General features: G+C 70.1%; 16 protein-coding genes. 11 read left to right on the plus strand and 5 right to left on the minus strand.

The window, feature by feature from the left end; genetic code table 11:
• Nucleotides 1–169: 169 nt before the first annotated feature.
• The 3 genes from K6142_RS15745 to K6142_RS15755 all read right to left on the minus strand — a co-directional run bounded on the left by K6142_RS15745 (nt 170) and on the right by K6142_RS15755 (nt 3,661).
• Nucleotides 170–1,069, minus strand: a complete 900-nt coding sequence (locus tag K6142_RS15745; protein WP_190243678.1) for a DUF2156 domain-containing protein — start codon at nt 1,067–1,069, stop codon at nt 170–172.
• Nucleotides 1,056–2,477 carry an MATE family efflux transporter gene (locus K6142_RS15750; RefSeq protein WP_012612143.1) on the minus strand — a complete coding sequence of 474 codons (1,422 nt, stop codon included), beginning with the start codon at nt 2,475–2,477 and terminating at the stop codon, nt 1,056–1,058. The genes K6142_RS15745 and K6142_RS15750 overlap by 14 nt, the downstream gene beginning before the upstream one ends.
• A gap of 227 nt (nt 2,478–2,704) precedes the next feature.
• The gene (locus K6142_RS15755; protein ID WP_223290491.1) at nt 2,705–3,661 is read right to left on the minus strand and encodes a biotin--[acetyl-CoA-carboxylase] ligase; all 957 of its coding nucleotides are present in this window, start codon (nt 3,659–3,661) and stop codon (nt 2,705–2,707) included.
• Between the two features lie 138 nt (nt 3,662–3,799).
• Between K6142_RS15755 and bioB the strand changes: the two genes are divergently transcribed.
• The 9 genes from bioB (at nt 3,800) to bioD (ending at nt 12,309) form a co-directional block, all read left to right on the plus strand.
• Nucleotides 3,800–4,894, plus strand: coding sequence for a biotin synthase BioB (gene bioB / locus K6142_RS15760; RefSeq protein ID WP_190246048.1), 1,095 nt, complete (start codon nt 3,800–3,802; stop codon nt 4,892–4,894).
• A complete protein-coding gene (gene bioA / locus K6142_RS15765) occupies nt 4,891–6,384 on the plus strand; it encodes an adenosylmethionine--8-amino-7-oxononanoate transaminase (protein WP_223290489.1) in 1,494 nt (497 codons plus the stop codon). The genes bioB and bioA overlap by 4 nt, the downstream gene beginning before the upstream one ends.
• Nucleotides 6,381–6,860, plus strand: a complete 480-nt coding sequence (locus K6142_RS15770; RefSeq protein WP_223380937.1) for a hypothetical protein — start codon at nt 6,381–6,383, stop codon at nt 6,858–6,860. Before bioA ends, K6142_RS15770 begins: the two co-directional genes overlap by 4 nt.
• Complete coding sequence (locus K6142_RS15775; protein ID WP_223380938.1) at nt 6,854–7,684, plus strand: SDR family oxidoreductase; 831 nt, start codon at nt 6,854–6,856, stop codon at nt 7,682–7,684. Before K6142_RS15770 ends, K6142_RS15775 begins: the two co-directional genes overlap by 7 nt.
• Before the next feature lie 78 nt (nt 7,685–7,762).
• Nucleotides 7,763–8,185, plus strand: a complete 423-nt coding sequence (locus K6142_RS15780) for an acyl carrier protein (protein WP_190246127.1) — start codon at nt 7,763–7,765, stop codon at nt 8,183–8,185.
• Between the two features lie 41 nt (nt 8,186–8,226).
• A complete protein-coding gene (locus K6142_RS15785; protein WP_223380939.1) occupies nt 8,227–9,621 on the plus strand; it encodes a beta-ketoacyl-[acyl-carrier-protein] synthase family protein in 1,395 nt (464 codons plus the stop codon).
• Complete coding sequence (locus K6142_RS15790) at nt 9,618–10,157, plus strand: hypothetical protein (protein ID WP_190246130.1); 540 nt, start codon at nt 9,618–9,620, stop codon at nt 10,155–10,157. Before K6142_RS15785 ends, K6142_RS15790 begins: the two co-directional genes overlap by 4 nt.
• Nucleotides 10,136–11,569 (plus strand): aminotransferase class I/II-fold pyridoxal phosphate-dependent enzyme, encoded by a 1,434-nt coding sequence (locus K6142_RS15795; RefSeq protein WP_223380940.1) that lies wholly within the window; start codon nt 10,136–10,138, stop codon nt 11,567–11,569. Before K6142_RS15790 ends, K6142_RS15795 begins: the two co-directional genes overlap by 22 nt.
• A complete protein-coding gene (bioD, locus tag K6142_RS15800; protein WP_223290442.1) occupies nt 11,566–12,309 on the plus strand; it encodes a dethiobiotin synthase in 744 nt (247 codons plus the stop codon). The genes K6142_RS15795 and bioD overlap by 4 nt, the downstream gene beginning before the upstream one ends.
• Nucleotides 12,310–12,578: 269 nt before the next feature.
• Here bioD and lysA read toward each other — a convergent pair whose 3' ends face one another.
• Both lysA and K6142_RS15810 read right to left on the minus strand, forming a co-directional pair.
• Entirely contained in the window at nt 12,579–13,844 is a 1,266-nt protein-coding gene (lysA, locus tag K6142_RS15805; RefSeq protein ID WP_190245725.1) for a diaminopimelate decarboxylase, read from the minus strand.
• A 61-nt stretch (nt 13,845–13,905) separates the two neighbouring features.
• Complete coding sequence (locus tag K6142_RS15810) at nt 13,906–14,703, minus strand: TrmB family transcriptional regulator (RefSeq protein WP_190245724.1); 798 nt, start codon at nt 14,701–14,703, stop codon at nt 13,906–13,908.
• 473 nt (nt 14,704–15,176) lie between these two features.
• On the opposite strand from K6142_RS15810, the gene K6142_RS15815 reads away from it, so the two are divergent.
• Complete coding sequence (locus tag K6142_RS15815) at nt 15,177–16,379, plus strand: M20 family metallopeptidase (RefSeq protein ID WP_190245723.1); 1,203 nt, start codon at nt 15,177–15,179, stop codon at nt 16,377–16,379.
• Nucleotides 16,380–16,589: 210 nt separating this feature from the next.
• On the plus strand, nt 16,590–17,012 hold the full coding sequence (locus K6142_RS15820) for a peptidylprolyl isomerase (protein ID WP_012612157.1): 423 nt from the start codon (nt 16,590–16,592) through the stop codon (nt 17,010–17,012).
• Nucleotides 17,013–17,068: the final 56 nt, after the last annotated feature.

Raw genomic sequence — 17,068 nt, forward strand, 5'->3', positions numbered from 1 at the left:
AGATGCGGGGGCGCAGGGGACGGCAGCCGTTATGCGAATCTTGGAGCATTGCCCTAACCGTTAGGTGAGCGAAGCAAACCTTACGGATAGGGACCGCAAAGCGCGGATGGCGATCGCAACGCGCTACAGCCCCCTGCCCGCCGGAGGCAAGCAAAAAACCGCCCGCCCCCTACACCGGGGCCACGTCCACCGCAAACTTCTTCAAAAATCCCAATGGATTGTAGCTTTCCTTGGCCTGCCGCAGGCCCAGGTCGTCCAGATCCTGCTCGCGGTTGATGTACCGGAAGCTCATGGCGTGCTCGCGCGCGTACAGGTTGTTGATGGCCTGATACACGCCGCGATACTCCGGCTTGGCCTTCTCGAAGTGCACCACCAGCGTCTCGTCGTCCAGCCGCTCGCCCACGGTATAGGCGATCATCTTGCCGTCCACGTACAGCGACCCGCCGGAAAGCCCGGGAATCCTGTCCCAGTGCTCCAGCACCCTGCGCACGGCGGTATTCTCCGCCACCAGCGCGTGGGATTCGTCGCACTCGCGCCACTTGCACCACTCCTCCTGCATGTCCAGCACCGCCTCCATGCAGTCGGAGGTCAAGGGATGGTACTCGTGCGGGTAGGCCTTCAGAAAACCGTTCACGTGGTTCTTCTTCTTGTGGAACCTGTTGCCCTTCAGCTCCGCCAGATCCTGCGCGGCGTACAGGTAATCCCACTGGCCACGCGCCTCGGTCAGCGTCACCCGGTCGCCCAGGACCTGTTGCCAGTGCACGGCCAGCGACTCCGGCACGCGGATGAACCTTGCCCCCCCGCCCAGCAGCGCGCACTGGCGCCAGTCGGCATCCAGCCACGGCCCCACGGGCGCCCACCACACCGGTTCGGGCCGCGTCTGGCGCAGCCAGCACAGCCCGTGCGCAAAGGTCCATTCCAGACCGTAGTATTCGGCCCAGCCCCAGACGTTGGTGAAACTGAAGTCCGACGCGTGCTGCGGCGTGCGGGCGAAAAGGTCGAGATACTCGGCCATGCGGTCGAGCGAGACAGGCCGGAACTCTCCGGGGGTCAACTCACTGTCGGTCATGCGAGGCTGCTCCTTGTGGCGCGGCCTTGCGGCCATTGCGCCGGATCATGCTGAACCGGCTCCAGTCGTGCGTGTGGAACAACCACAGCATGACCAGAGACTGGAACACCTGGGAAACGAACATGGCAAGAAATATCCCCGCCGCATCGCGCCACACCACATGGCCCATGCCCCATGCCAGCGGCAGCCGCACGAACCACGTGGCCGAACCGTACACCAGAAAGGAGTACAGGGTGGCGCCCGCGCCGGTCATGACCCCGCCCAGGGTCATGCTGGCCACGGTGAAGGGAATGGAAACAAGATTGTAGCGCAGATAGCTGACCACCTGCACGGCCACGGCGGGTTCCGGGGCCAGCCAGGCGGCGATGTCCGCCGTCCACGGCCACAGCAGCACGGCAAACACGCTCATGGATGCGCAGCCGATGCCCAGCAGGCGCAGGCTTACCCGCACCGCCTCGGGCTTGCGGCCCGCGCCCAGCAGATGGCCCACCAGCACCGAGGCGGTCATGTTGAAGGCCAGCGCGGGCAGGAAGATGAACGACTCGACGCGCATGCCCGCCGTCATGCCCGCAAGGGCCGCCACGCTGTCCACGGGCAACGACGCGGTGATGGAAAACAGCACCAGATAGCCGAGGTTCCACATGATTTGCAGCCCGGCGGCAGGCGCGGCCACGCGGAACAGGTAGGGCGCGCCGCGCCGCATCCAGCGCAAGGGAGGAAACGAGGCGCGTTGCAACAGCTCGTGGTCGCGGGCCAGCATGCCAAGGTTCAGCAAGGCCCCGACGACGATGGCCACGAACGTGGCCCAGGCCACCCCGGCGTAGCCGTAGGCGGGCAGGCCCCACAACCCCAGGCCGAACCCCAGGGTGCCCCCGGCGTTGACGACGCACACCGCCACCATGGACAGCAGCGGCGCGATCATGCGCTTGCGGGCGCGGAACACCGCCCCGGTGATGGTGAACAGATAGTTGGCGGGCAGGCCCAGCAGGTACACCTTCCAGAAATACGAGGCCACCGGCATGACCGGTTCCGGCACCTGCAACAGCCGCAGGAAGGGCTCTATGGTGCCCAGCCCCAGCAGCATGATGCCCACGCCCACCGTGCAGCCCCCGGCCAGCACCATGCCCGCGTAGCGCCGGGCACGCGGCAGCAGCCCCGCGCCCAGCGCCTGGCTGATGGCCGCCACCCCGGCGTTGGCCCCGGCCACGGCAACCACCAGCAGAAAGAACAGGCACTGCGAGACAAGACCGATGGCGGCCTGCACCTCTGGCTGGATGCGGCCCGCCACCCACACGTCGGTGAACCCGATGAGGAAGTGGAAGAGCATCATCAGCATCTGGGGCCATGTCAGCCGCCAGATGCCGCGATAGGAAGCGTCGTCGCCCTGCGGGCGCGCGTGCTGCGACATCTCGTGCCGTCCGTTGGGTTCGGTGGTGGGCGTCGCACCCGCCCGCAGGCATGATCCGGCGCAGGGCACGGGGCGTCGCCGCCCGCATGTGCGGGTGGCCGCCGCGTGGCCGGGCGCGCAAAAACCCGCGGCCGTGCCGGAAACCGGCAGGGCCGAAGGAAAGGCGCGCCGCGCGCCCGGCACCGGTGGATCACACCGGCAGGGCGCGGCCCCGAAGAGATAGGTGCTTACAGCCTGCTGTCAATGACGTCGCCCGCATGCAGGCGATGTTCGCGCCCATCGGCATCCACCAGGCGCAGCAGGCCGTCGGGATCGACGTCGGCCACCAGCCCTTCCACCACGCCGTGCGGCGTGCCCACCCGCAGGGGGGTGCCGATGATGGCGGAAAGCTCCTTCCAGCGGGCGATGACCGGGCCGGGGTCGCCCTCGCGCAGGGCGGCGTACCAGTGCTCGGCCCGTTCCAGAAAGGCGCGCAGCACGTCCACCCGCGACACGGGGCGGCCCAGTTCCGCCGCCAGCGATGTGGCCTTGCCGCGCAGGTCTTCGGGCAGGTCCTCGACGCGGGTGTTCACGTTGATGCCCGCGCCGGTGACCACGTGGGACACGGCATCGGCCACCAGGGCCACCTCGGTCAGGTTGCCCGACACCTTGCGGCCATGCAGCAGCACGTCGTTGGGCCATTTGGCGCGCGGGGCAAGACCGGTGACCTCGGCCACCGCCTCGGCCACGGCCACGGCGGTCATCAGGGTGACCAGCGGCGCGGCCTGCGGGGCAAGACGAGGCCGCAGCACCAGCGAAACGTACACCCCCACCCCGGCGGGCGACGCCCAGACGCGACCGGCGCGTCCGCGTCCGGCGGTCTGCGCCGATGCCGCCACCACGGTGCCTTCGGGGGCACCGCCCAGGGCCAGCAGCGCGGCCTCGCGGTTGGTGGATTCGGTGGATTCGTGCAGGACAAAATCTCCCTGCCCGAAACAGCGGGTGCGCAGCCCCCGGCGGACCCCGTCAACGGTCAGCACGTCGGCTTCGGCCAGCATCCGGTATCCCCGGCGGGTCATGGCCTCGATCTGGTGCCCTTCGCCGCGCAGCGTCCGCACGTGCTTGGCCACGGCGGCCCGGCTTACGCCAAGCAACCGTGAAAGTTCCTCTCCCGATCGCCAGTTGCCGCCCGCTTCGCGCAACATGGCGAACACACGACCCTTCGTGGGCGTCCTGTCTGTGTCCACGGCGATTGTAAACCATCAGGCAATTGCTTGGTTGACAAAAAGGAACACGCCCGCTACTCGCCCTGAACTGCCATTCAACAGGAGCGATACCGAGACATGAACCCCCTGCTGGAACGTCTGTGCGCGCGCCTTTCGGACACCATTCCCCCCGGAACGGAAACTCCGTACGCATCGCCAAGCCACGCCCGCACGGAGGAAGCCCCCTGGTCCGGCATCACCGGAGAAGAGGCGCTCGCCGTGGCGCGGCTGCCCGCGTCCGACATCCTGGACATCCTGGCCGTGGCGCAGGCCGTGCGTTCGGCCCACAAGGGGCCGTTGGCGACCACTTGCGGCATCGTCAACGCCAAGTCGGGCCGGTGCGGCGAGGATTGCGCCTTTTGCGCCCAATCGTCGCACCACGACACGGGTGCCCCGGTGCATGCGCTGCTCGGCCCCGACGCGTTGCTGCGCCATGCGGAAGAACTGGCCCGCGCGGGGGTGCGCCGCTTCGGCATCGTGACCAGCGGCAACGCCCTTTCGGAACGGGAGTTCGACGCGGTCTGCCATGCGGCGCGCCTGCTGCGCGACCGTGTGGACATCGGCCTGTGCGCCTCCCTGGGGCAACTCGCCACCGGGTCCGCCGAGAGCGGAAACCGGGGAGAACGAGCGCGCCGCCTGAAGGACGCAGGCATCTCCAGCTACCACCACAATCTTGAAACGGCCAGAAGTTTTTTCCCGCAGGTATGTACCACACACCCTTACGACGACGACATGGCCACCGTGCGCGAGGCCGCGCGGGCGGGTCTGCGCACCTGTTGCGGCGGCATCCTGGGCCTTGGCGAAACGTGGGAACACCGCGTGGAACTGGCCCTGACCCTGCGTGAACTGGACGTGGACTCCATCCCGCTGAACTTCCTGCATCCCGTTCCGGGCACACGGCTGGGCCACCGCAGTCCGCTGCCCCCCATGGAGGCCCTGCGGGCCATTGCCGTGTTCCGGCTGCTTCACCCGCAGCGGGACATACTGGTGTGCGGCGGGCGCGAGACGACCCTTGGCCAGTGGCAGTCGTGGGTATTCGCCGCCGGGGCCAACGGGCTGATGGTGGGCAACTACCTGACCACGGCGGGCCGCGCCCTTGCCGACGACATGGAGATGCTGGCCGCGCTGGGCGTGGGCGAAATTTCCCGCAAAGGCGAGGGGGCACGGGCATGAGCGGACGGACCATGGATACCGGCATGCCCGGAGCGGCCCCCACTCCCCCCGCCGCAACGGACGCCACCCTGCGCCTGCGCGCGCTGGACAAGGCCCACGTGTGGCACCCCTTCACCCAGATGCGCGACTGGCTGGCGGCGGACCCGCTGGTCATCGCCGCCGCCGAAGGCAACCGGCTCACGGACACCGACGGCGTGTCCTATCTGGACGGAGTTTCCTCGCTGTGGACCAACGTGCACGGACATCGCCACCCCCGGCTGGACGCGGCCATCCGCGCGCAACTGGACAAGGTGGCCCACACCACCTTGCTGGGGCTGGGCAGCGAACCATCCATAGAACTGGCGGCGCGCCTTGCCGCCATCGCCCCGCAGGGGCTGACGCGGGCATTCTATTCCGACAGCGGGTCCACGTCGGTGGAGGTGGCGCTGAAGATCGCCTTCCAGTTTCACCGTCAGGCCCCGGCGCATCTGGGTGGAGACGCCCGGCGCACCCGCTTTCTCAGCCTGCGCAACGCCTACCATGGCGACACGGTGGGCGCCGTGGCCCTGGGCGGCATGGCCCTGTTCCATTCCATCTATGCGCCGCTGCTGTTCGACACGGTGAAGGCGGAAAGCCCGTACTGCTACCGCTGCCCCTTCGGGCGGCAGGCCGAGGCGTGCGAGCGGGAATGCATCACCCACATGGAAACGCTGTTCGCCCGGCACGGCCACGAACTGTGCGCCGCCGTGGTGGAACCGCTGGTGCAGGGCGCGGCGGGCATGCTGTTGCAGCCCCCCGGCTGGCTGCGTCGGGTGCGCGAACTGTGCGACGAGCACGGGGTTTTCCTGGTGGCGGACGAGGTGGCCGTGGGCTTCGGCAAGACCGGCACCCTGTTCGCCTGCGAGCAGGAAGGGGTGGCGCCCGACTTCCTGTGCCTGGCCAAGGGCATTTCCGGCGGCTACCTGCCGCTGGCCGCCACCCTGACCACCGAGCGGGTGCACGACGGCTTTCTGGCCCGCCACGAGGAACTGCGCACCTTCTTCCACGGCCACACCTACACCGGCAACCCGCTGGCCTGCGCGGCGGCCATCGCCTCGCTGGACGTGTTCGAGGAAGAGCGGGTGATGGAACGGCTGCAACCGAAGATCGCCCGGCTGGCCGCGCGGCTGGATACGCTGCGCGACCTGCCCCACGTGGGGGACATTCGCCAGCGCGGCGTGATGACCGGCATCGAGATGGTGCGGAACCGCGCAACGAAGGACCCCTACGATCTGGCCCAACGCATGGGCCACCGGGTGACCCTGGAGGCGCGGCGGCGCGGGGTGATCGTCCGACCGCTGGGCGACGTGATGGTGCTCATGCCGCCCCTGTCCATCACCGACGAGGAGATCGACCTGCTGGTGGACGCCACGGGCGAGGCCATCCGCGCGGTGACCGAGCGCGGGGCCACCGGCGGATTGGACATGCCGAACGGATTTGGCGGCCTGCCGCCCGCGCCGGGGGTGGCATGACCGCCACGGCAGACACGCACCCCACCGTACGGAGCGGGGTGTTCCGGTTCGACCCGGCCCACCCGCTGTTCGTGGATCATTTCCCCGGCGCCCCCGTGGTGCCGGGGTCGTGCATCGTGCAGGCCTTTGCGGACGAAGCGTCGCGCTGGGCCCGCGAGCACGCTCGGGGCGACGGTCCGGATGGCCGCCTGCCCGAAGAGACGCCGCACGAGGCATGCGCGGCGCCCGCACTACACCCCGTACGCCCCGTACGTGAAATGCGCGGGTTCCGCTTCCGGCGCTTCGTGACCCCGGGGGACTACGGCTTTCGCATGGAATGCACACGCGACGGCCTGCGCTGCTCGCTGCACGCGCTGCCGCACGGGCACGCCGGTGCGGCGGGGCACGGGACGAACGGGCCGGAAGCATCAGGCGGACCGGACGCCACGGCAGGCCCCGCCCTTGCCCCCCTGGTCACCGGGGTGCTGGCGTGGTAGCCGCCGCCGGATCGCCCTCCCGCCTGCGCGGCCCCGTGCTCATCGCCGGGGGCACGTGCGAACTGGGGCTGGCCCTGGGGGCGACGCTGGCCGCCGACGGCATGGGCGTGGCCCTGACCGCGCGCGATGCGGCGGGCGCGGCGCGCATCCACGCGGCCCTGCCGGAAGCGACGGTACTGCGCCTGCACGCGCGCGGGCCGGAACGGAACACCGCCGGACAGGATTTCACCACGCCGCCTGCAATCGACGGAGCGGACGCCGAAAACGACACCCCGGAAACCCTGCCCGAACGCGCCCGCGCGGCACTGGGCGAGGCGCCCCGGCTGTTCGTGGACCTGCTGCATTCGCGCTTCGAATGCCTGCTGGCCGGGGCGGACCCCGCCGACATCGACCTGTGGGCCGCGCGCGACATCGCCTTTCGCGCCCGGCTGCTGCGGGCCGTCAGCCGATCCATGCTGGCCGCGCGCGACGGGCGGTGCGTGTTCGTCTCGTCCTCCGCCGCAGAGCGGGCCGCGCCGGGGCAGGGCTACTACGCCGCCGCCAAGCTGGCCGGAGAAGCCCTGTACCGCGCCGTGGGCGTGGAACTGGCCCCGCGCGGGGTCACCGCCTGTTCGCTGCGGCTGGGCTGGCTGGATGCGGGCCGGGGCGCGCCGTTCCTGCAATCCCGTGCCGCAGACGCCCCCCTGCCGCCCACCGGGCGTACCGTGACCGTTGCCGAGGCCGTACAGACCCTGCGCTTTCTGCTGACCGCCCCGGCCACGGCCATCAACGCCACCACCCTGACCTGCGACGGCGGCTTCGGCGCGCTGAAACCGGCCAGCTGACGCCAACGCCCGCACGCCCACGCACCGGCAAGGCCCCCTTCACCCTCCCTTTGCATCAAACCCCACAGGCAGAACACCATGCCCTCACATATCCGACACCAACCGCACGACTCGCACGACATTGTAGCGGCCATAGCCGCGCTGGTGGCCCCCATCTTCGACGTGGACGCAGCCACCCTGTCGCCCGCCACCCGGCTTATGGCCGACCTGCCCTGCGAATCCATCGACCTGCTGGAAATCGGCGCGGGGCTGAACCGCCGCTTCGCCATTCCCGTGCGCGATGCCGCCGCCTTTCTCACCGACCTGCGCATCCACGTGCTGGAGGCGGAACGCACCGGCGAAGCGCCCGCAGCCCGGCTGGCGCGGGAATATCCGCACCTGTCCGCCGCCCGCGTGGCGGAGGTGCTGGCGGCGGTGCGCGTGCCCGGCGCGCCCCCGGTGCTGACCATCGGTGATGTGGCGGCGTACGTGGCGTGGTCCCTGACGCGAAACAACGGATAGCCGGTCCGGACGGCACCGCCGCGCCGAGGCCCGACAAACACATGCAGCCGCCCTCTTCTCCCTTCCATCCCCCCCGCCGCGTGGTCATCACCGGCGCGGGCGCGGTAACCCCGCTGGGGCACACCCCGCAGGACATGGCGCGCGCCATCCGCGAGGGGCGCAGCCCGTTCCGCCATGCCCCGGCCCTGCCCGGCGCGGCCTGCGCCCCGGTGCCGGACTTCGACGCCGCAACGGCCACCGGACGCTGGCGGCACCGCCGCTATCTTTCGCGCGGGGGGCAACTGGCCCTTGCCGCCGCCCTGACCGCCACCCGGCAGGCCGGATACGCCTGTGACAATGGGACCGGGGGGACCGGGGGCACAGGGGGAATCAGGGGAATGGGGAGAGCGGGCGACACCGGCTCCGCAACGGGCGACGGCGGCACGCCCCTCCTGCCCCGCCTTCCGGACGACACCGCGCTGGTGGCCGCCAGCGGCCCCAACATGGACGTGGGGGCGGACTTTCCCGCCGCGTGCGCACCGCGCACAGGGGACTACGCCGCACTATCCGGTCTGGAACACCCCGATCTGGACGCCCTGTGGATGCTGCGCTGGCTGCCCAACACCGCCGCCTCCGCCGTGGCCATGCGCTGCGGCGTCCGGGGCGAAGGGCTGGTGCTGGGCACGGCCTGCGCCGCCTCGTTGCAGGCCGTGGGCGAGGCCGCCCGGCGGGTGCGCTGGGGCCTTGCCCCGGCGGCGCTGGCCGTGGGGGGCGATTCGCGCCTGTCGGAAGGGGGATTGCTGGGCTACGCCCGCGCCGGGGCCATCCAGCGCGACATGGACCCCGCCGACGCCGACGCACCGCACCGCGCCTGCCGCCCCTTCGACGCCGCGCGGCGCGGCTTCGTGCCCGGCGAGGGAGGCGCCGCCTTCGTGCTGGAGCCGCTGGACACGGCGCTGGCCCGCAGGGCCACGCCACTGGCCGAAGTGCTGGGCATGGGGGCCACGCTGGACGGCCATGCCCTGACCGCCCCGGAACCCGACGCCCGCCGGGCCGAGGCCGCCGTGCGCGGCGCGCTGGCCGAAGCGGGGCTTGCCCCCGGCGACGTGCACTGGGTGGCGGCCCACGGCACCGGCACCGCCCTCAACGACGCGGCGGAAATCCGCCTGCTGGAACGGCTGTTCGCCGACGCGGGCCACGCCCCCGCCGTCACCGCCGTGAAGTCGTGGACCGGGCACTGCGCCTCGGCCTGCGGCGCGGTGGAACTGGCCGTCCTGCTGGCCTGCGCGGCGGACGGCTTTCTGCCGCCGGTGCGCAACCTGACCACGCCGGAGAGCGCGCGGCTGGATTTCGTGCGTCAACCACGCCCATTGCCCGCTTCCGGCAAGGGTTCCATCGGCTTGCTGCTCAATTTCGGCTTCGGCGGGCAGAACGCCGCGCTGGTGGTGCGGCTGTGACCCTTTTCCGCCACGCCCTTCCGGAGGAAACTCCGGACCGCTTCCTGCTGCTGGACCGACTGGACAGTTGCGACGAAACCGGAGCCACGGCCCGCCGCGCCTTCACCGCCGCGCCCCCGTGGCAGGGGCTGGAAGCCATGGCCCAATTGGCCGCGCTGCACGCCCGATGGACAGCCGACTTCAAGCTGCACGCCTTTCTGCTGACGGTGGAGGAATGCACCTGGCCGGACCACGTACCGGCAGCCGACATGCGCCCTGACATGCGCCCCGGCATGCCACGCCTCACACCGGGCGGCGCACTGCGCGGCACCCTGCGCATTGGGGCCTGCCTGCTGGCCGAAAGCGACCGCGCGGCCACCTACGCGACCACCATCACACCCCTGCCAGCATTCTCCGACGCGGCCCTCGCGCCTGCGCCCCCCTGCATGGCCGCCACCCTGACCATTGGCCGCACGGCCTACGACACCCGCTTCAACGGCGACACACTCACCGCCCGTTATCGAGAGACCTTCGCATGGCTGACCAGAACCGCCTGACCGACCCCCAACTGTCCGGCCCTGACTCGTCTGGCCCTGACATGTCTGCCCCTGACATGTCTGCCCCTGACATGTCCGGCGCAACGCCCGCCGCCGCGCCGCCCCCGGCGTCTCCCGGCCTGCTGGCCGCGCGCCTGGCCCTGCGGGTGGAGGAACTGCACGCAGCAGGCCTTGGCCGCAACGCGCTGCCGCTGGACGGGCTGCCCGCGCCCACGCCGCGCAGCGCCGCCGGGCAGTCTCCCTCCCCGGCGCTGGTGCGCATGGAGGGGCGTCCGCTGCTCCATTTCGCGGGCAACGATTATCTGGGCCTTGCCGCCGACGGGGAATGGCGGGCCACGGTGGCCGCCTGCTTCGCCCGCCACGCCCCCTCGGGCACGGCCTCGCGTCTGGCCGCCGGGCACACCGCCCTGACGGCAGAGGCAGAGGCGGCCTGGGCCGACTACTTCGGCTATGCCGAGTGCCTGTTCCTGCCCAGCGGGTATCAGGCCAACCTGGCCCTGTTGTGGGGGCTGCTGGGGCACGGCGATGCCGTGTTCCTGGACCGCCGGGTGCACGCCAGCATGGCCCACGCCCTGCCCCCCACCGGGGCGCGCCTGCACACCCACCGCCACGCGGACATGGACGACCTGTCGCGCCGTCTGGCCGCGTGGCGGCACAACAGCGACAACGACAGCTGCGGCAACGACGGCCCACCCGCCTGCGGGACGGCCTGCGCGCCACAGCCCGTGGTCCTGGCCGAATCGCTGTACAGCATGGACGGCACCCTGCCGGACATGGCCCGCCTGGGCGCGGTGACCCGCGAACACGGGGCCTTCGTCATCGTGGACGAGGCCCACGCCTTCGGCGCGCTGGGCGCGGGCGGACGCGGGCGGGCGCACGGCGTGGCCGACGTGGCCGTGGGCACGCTGGGCAAGGCGCTGGGGCTGTTCGGTGCCTTCCTGCTGCTGCCGCGCGGCACCCGGAACGCACTGGAAAACCTGGCCTCGCCGCTGATCCACTCCACCGCCCTGCCGGAAGCGCACGCAGCCTGCTGCCTGGCCCTGCTGGACCTGCTGCCCCGTCTGGATGACCGCCGCCACCACCTTGCCGCGCTGGGCGCGGCCCTGCGCACCGGGCTGCGCGCCGAAGGGGTGCCCGCCCGCGAGGGCGCCCACGTGGTGTGCGTGGACGTGGGCGACGAGGACCGCTGCACCCGCCTTGCGGCAAGGCTGCGCACCCCCGCGGATGGCGGCCCCGGCGTGCTGGCCCTGGCCGCGCGCCACCCCACCGTGCCGCGCGGCGCGGCAACGCTGCGCCTTGGCCTTACCGCCCTGCACCGGGTGGACGACGTGGCCCGCTGCGTGGACCTGCTGGCCCGCGCCTGGAAAGAAGAGGAAGAGAAGCGGGGCGATACGCCCGGAGATCAATCATGAACGCAATGAACCAGCCCCCCTCCCGAGCCCTGTTCGTGGTGGGCACGGACACGGGCGTGGGCAAGACGGTGGTTTCGATGCTGCTGCTGCGCGAACTGTTTGCGCGGGGGGAGCGGCCCTTCTACGCCAAGCCCATGCAGACCGGGTGCAAGACCCCGTACGACGCGGACAGCGACGCGGCCTTCGTGTACCGGCACGTTCCGGAACTGGCCGGGCGCGACCCGGCGGAAGCGGTGGGGTGGTGCTTTGCGGCGCCTAAGGCTCCGCTCCACGCCGCGCGGGACGAAATGCGCGGCGTGGAGACGGAAGACCTGGTGCGCAGTCTGGCATGTCTGCGCAGTGAACACGCCTCTCTGGTCCTCGAAGGCGCGGGCGGCCTGATGGTGCCGTTCACGCCGGAGGCCCTGTGCATCGACTGCATCCGGGCCGCCGACGCCCGTCCCGTGCTGGTGGCGCGGGCGGGACTGGGCACCGTGAACCACACGCTCCTCTCGGTGGAGGCGCTGGTCCGGAGAGGGATGGAACCGGCAGGGATCGTTTTCGTTCACACCAAGGAACGTTCCGCATCCCCGGACCTTGTGCGGGACAACATGGAGGCGGTAGCCATGCTGTCCGGTTTTCCGGTGAGCGGCGTGGTGCCGCCCATCGAAAATCTGCTGCATCCGCCCGACGCCGCCTTCGCGCCCTTGCGGCGCATGCTCGACGTGCCGGACGGGGCGGACGCAGTGGTAACCGGCTAACTCCCGAGGGGGTCAGCCTCAGAGTTCAACACCCTATCTAAATTCCCGTTGTCCCCGCTTTCTTCTTTATACGCCGCGCCGGCTTTGCGGCGCGGCTGGCTAGTGCGGGCTTGATGCAAGGAATTACGGGTTTTTTCGCCGGACAAGGAAGATTTGGATTTTTGCGCGGAGCGTACTGATGTACGTGAGCACAAAAAGACAAATCTGACGCAGTCCGGCGGAAAAATACGGATTCCGACAGCAACGAGTCCGCGCATCCCCACCAGGGCCTACGCATCCGGGAACAGCGCCATCAGATCGGCCAACTCTTCCCGGCGGCGAATCAGGCGGGGCTCACCATCAAGGCCGATGAGCACCTCGGCGGGGCGCAACCGCTGGTTGTACGTGGAGCTCATGGCGTAGCCATAGGCTCCGGCGTCCAGCACGCCCAGAATGTCGCCCTCCTGGATGGCGGGCAGTTGCCGTTCCCTGGCCATGATGTCGCCGCTCTCGCAGATGTTGCCCACCACGGTCTGGGGGTGCAGGGCCGCGTCGGGCGTTCCGTTCTTGCGGTACACCTCGATGTCGTGGTGCGCGTCGTACATCACCGGACGGGCCAGCACGTTGAAGCCAAGGTCGGTGCCCACGTAGCGGGTGGGGCCGTTGTTCTTGGTGGCGTGCACGGTGCCCAGCAGCAGGCCGCATTCGGCCACCACGTAGCGGCCCGGCTCGATGTAGAAGCGGCCCTTGTAGCCGGTGCGTTCCGACCAGCCGGAAATGAGCGCGTGCAGGCGTTCCGCCGTGGCGGCCAGATCCAGCCGGGACTGGTCCTCGTACTTGCGGTAGGGAATGCCGAAGCCGCCGCCGAAGTCGATGACCTCCACGGTGTCGAACTTTTCCGCCACGGACAGCAGGAAGTCCGCCGCCGCCACATAACCTTCCGGCTCCAGGAACAGCGAGCCGATGTGCTGGTTGATGCCCGCCAGGGTCATGTCGTGCCTGGCCAGGATGGCCCGCAACTCGGCCAGCGTGGCATCGGACGGGTCCACGCCGAACTTGGTGGCCTTGCCCGCCGTGACCACCTTCTGGTGGTGCCCCGCGCCGATGCCGGGGTTGAAGCGCACCATCACCTTGCCGCCCCGGTTCACCCTGCCCAGGGTTTCGAGCTGCGACAGCGAATCCACGCTCACCAGAAGGCCGTGCGACACGGCGTTGGCCAGTTCCGCCTCGGACACGTTGTTGCACACGTACAGGATCTGGTCCGGGGTGAACCCGGCGGCCTTGTTGACGTGGATTTCGCCGGGCGACATGGCGTCCACCACCAGCCCTTCCTCGCGCACGATGCGCAGCAGGGAAAGGTTGGTGTTGGCCTTGGCCGAATAGTTCACGAAAAAGCCGGGGTGCGACGACAACCCCTTCATGTCGCGGCAGCGCTTGCGCAGCAGGGCCTCGCTGTAGACGTACAGGGGGCTGCCGAAGGCGGCCACCAGTTCTTCGGGCGTGGTCCGGCCAAAGAAGCCGACCGCATCGGTGTACGTGGAACGAACGTTGGGCATGAAGGTCTCCGTCAAGTTTCCGTGGCGGGCCGCGTTGCGCGCGGCGTCCGTCCGGTGTGCGTCAGTTGTCAGAAACGGGGTCCGTCCCGGTGTCATTCATCGAGCCCGGCATCGAGCCTGGCATCGAGCCCGGCATCGAGCCCGGCATCGAGCCCGGCATGGCGGCCCGGATACGGATCAGCTCCATTTCATGAAGTATGGCCTCGCGCATCAGGTACACCAGGTGCTCGTTGCGCGAATACAGGCAGCGCCCGCTCACGCCCGGCTCCAGCAGGCCCGCGATGACCTCGCTGGTATCGGCTATGAGCTTCACGTGGCCGGTGCCCGCCTGATTCTTCAGAAAGGTGGCCCCGGCGATGCCCGGCTCCGCATTGGACAGCAGCACCACCTTCAGCCCCCGCGCCACGCAGTCGTCGAACTCGCGCCGGAACAGCGCCACGTTGTCCGCGTGCATGGATGCGTACACCCGCAGCCGCGCCAGGTGCAGCATGTTGCGGATCTTGTCCTCGGTGTTGCGCAGGCCCGCCACGGTCAGATAGGGCGTCTCGTCCGGCTCGGTGTCCGGCAGGTTGGCTTCAAGGAAGGCCAGCGTGCCCTCGGCATCGCGCCGCAGGTTCAGCAGCAGTTCCTCTCGCGGGACGGCCATGTAGCGACTGGTGTCGCCGCTGGCCACAACGGCCCCGCCTTTCTCCACCAGGCTCGACAGCGCCGCGTAAGCGTTGGAGCGCGAAATTCCGGCGGCCTTGGCCGCCTCGTACCCGGTCATGGGATTCTGGCCCGCATGCCGCAGCAGGGTGAGGTACATCAACGATTCCTGCTGGGTGAAACCGAACTTGCGCAAAGCCTGAATGAGTTCCATGTGCTTCCTTCCAAAGGCCCGCCGGGATGGCGAGGTACCGGTGCATGAGGGCCGGATGGCCGGATGAACGGATACCGGATGGCCGGGCTGCGGGGCTGACGACAGCTCCGCCTTGCGCTACACTGGCCACGGTGCCGTCCCGGCATCCGCCCGGGTTTCTCCGCCCCGCTCCGTGCGCCTGGCCAGTTGCTGGTCATGGCGGCACCGGGTCCCATGCGCGGCGGGAGAAACTCATGCGTGGTACTGATTGGTACTACTATCGCCGCGTCTGCGGCTTGTCAACGCCCGAAACGCGGAATCCGGCCATCCGGGGCCTTGCGCGGCTACTGGCCCATGGCCCGTTGCCGGGCAATCCGGCGGTGGCCACTGCGCCCGCGCCGTGCCCCACGAGCCACGCGCCTCCGGGGCTCCGGTCGCTGCACGCACATCGCCGCGCCCCGCCAAGGACTGTGGCCGCGCAGGCAGGAGAACCCATGGAATCCCTTTCCGACCGTGTCCGCGCCGCCGCACCGCATATCGTCGACCTGCGCCGCCGCCTGCACCGCATCCCCGAAACCGGCTTCAACGAAGTGCGCACCGCCGCCCTGGTGGCCGAAGAACTGGCCGCGCTGGGCCTGCCCGTGCGTACCGGCATCGCGGGCACCGGGGTCACCGCCCTGCTTGATTCCGGACGGCCCGGCCCCACGGTGATGCTGCGCGCCGACATGGACGCCCTGCCCATCACCGAGGCCACGGGGCTCCCCTACGCCTCGGAGCACCCCGGCTGCATGCACGCCTGCGGGCACGATATGCACATGGCCATGCTGCTGGGCGCGGCGCGGGTGCTTGCCGGGCTGGCGGAGCAGAACCCCGGCGCGCTGCGCGGGCGCATCCTGTTCCTGTTCCAGCCTGCGGAGGAAGGCCCCGGCGGGGCCGCGCCCATGATCGAGGCGGGCGTGCTGGACGACCCCGGGGTGGACGTATGCATCGGCGCGCACGTCTGGCCGGAGATTCCTGCCGGTTTCGTGGGGGTGAAGCCCGGCCCGCTCATGGCGGCCATGGACCGCTTCGAGCTGACCGTGCTGGGCAAGGGCGGCCACGCAGCCAACCCGCACCTGTGCGTGGACGCGCTGGAAACCGCCACCCAGGTGGTGGGCGCGCTGCAACGGGTGGTCAGCCGCATGACCAGCCCGCTGGAGCCGGTCATCCTGACCATAGGCGAACTGCACGCGGGCACGGCCTACAACGTCATTCCCGGCGAGGCGCGCATGGCCGGCACGGTGCGGGCCTTTGCGCCCGAGGTGCGCAACCGGTGGGAACAGCGCATCAACCAGGTGGCGGGCGGGGTATGCGCGGCCATGGGCGCCACGCATCGGCTGGATTTCCAGTGGTGCCACCCGGCGGTGATCAACGACCCGCGCGCGGCGGCCGAGGTGCGCCGGGCCGCGCTGGACGCCGTGGGTGCGGACAGGGTGATGGAGCCCGTGCCCACCATGGGCGGAGAGGACTTTTCCATGTTCCTGCAACGGGTGCCGGGGTGCTTCTTTTTCGTGGGCTGCGGCGGGCCGGGCGTGGCCCCGGTGCACAACCCGTGCTTTGCCCCGGATGAATCGTGCCTGCCCGTGGGCGCCGAGGTGCTCTGCCGGGCCGCCGTGCAGCTCTGCGCGCGGTGGGATGCGCCGCAGGCCGGGGTGTAGCCCGCAACCGGGGCACCGCCCTTTCCGTTGCCCCGGCAACACCGCCACGCGGCATGCCCTGCCCCTCATCCCCGCGCAGGGAATAATCTTTGACATTCCCCACGGGGCGGGCGATGGTCCACGGGTCCGCCCGGTCGCCGCGGCTGTTGCCGCCCCATTCATTCCGGCCGACGGGTACCCACTACAAGATTCTCCCCCAAGGAGCCCCACATGGCACTCAAGAACGGCGATACCGTCCGCGTTCACTACACCGGCACGCTGGACGATGGCACCGAATTCGATTCCTCGCGCGACCGCGAACCCCTGGAATTCACCCTGGGTGAAGGCATGCTGATTCCCGGCTTCGAAAAGGCCGTGCTGGGCCTTGGCAAGGGCCAGTCGGTGAAGATCACCATTCCCGCCGACGAAGCCTACGGCGAGCACGTGGAAGAAATGATCATCACCGTGCCCCGCGACCAGGTGCCCCCGCACATCGAGCCCGAAGTGGGCCTGATGCTGCAACTCATGACCGACGACGGCGAGCTTGACGTCACCGTCACCGACGTCACCGAAGAGCACGTCACCCTCGACGCCAACCACCCCCTGGCGGGCGAAGACCTGACGTTCGACATCGAACTGGTCGAAATCTGCTAGACGGTTTCCGGCCAGTTCTGGCCCGTTCCGGCCATCTGCCGATAGAACCGGCCAGC

Source organism: Nitratidesulfovibrio sp. SRB-5 (assembly GCF_019931275.1).
Lineage (GTDB): Bacteria > Desulfobacterota > Desulfovibrionia > Desulfovibrionales > Desulfovibrionaceae > Cupidesulfovibrio.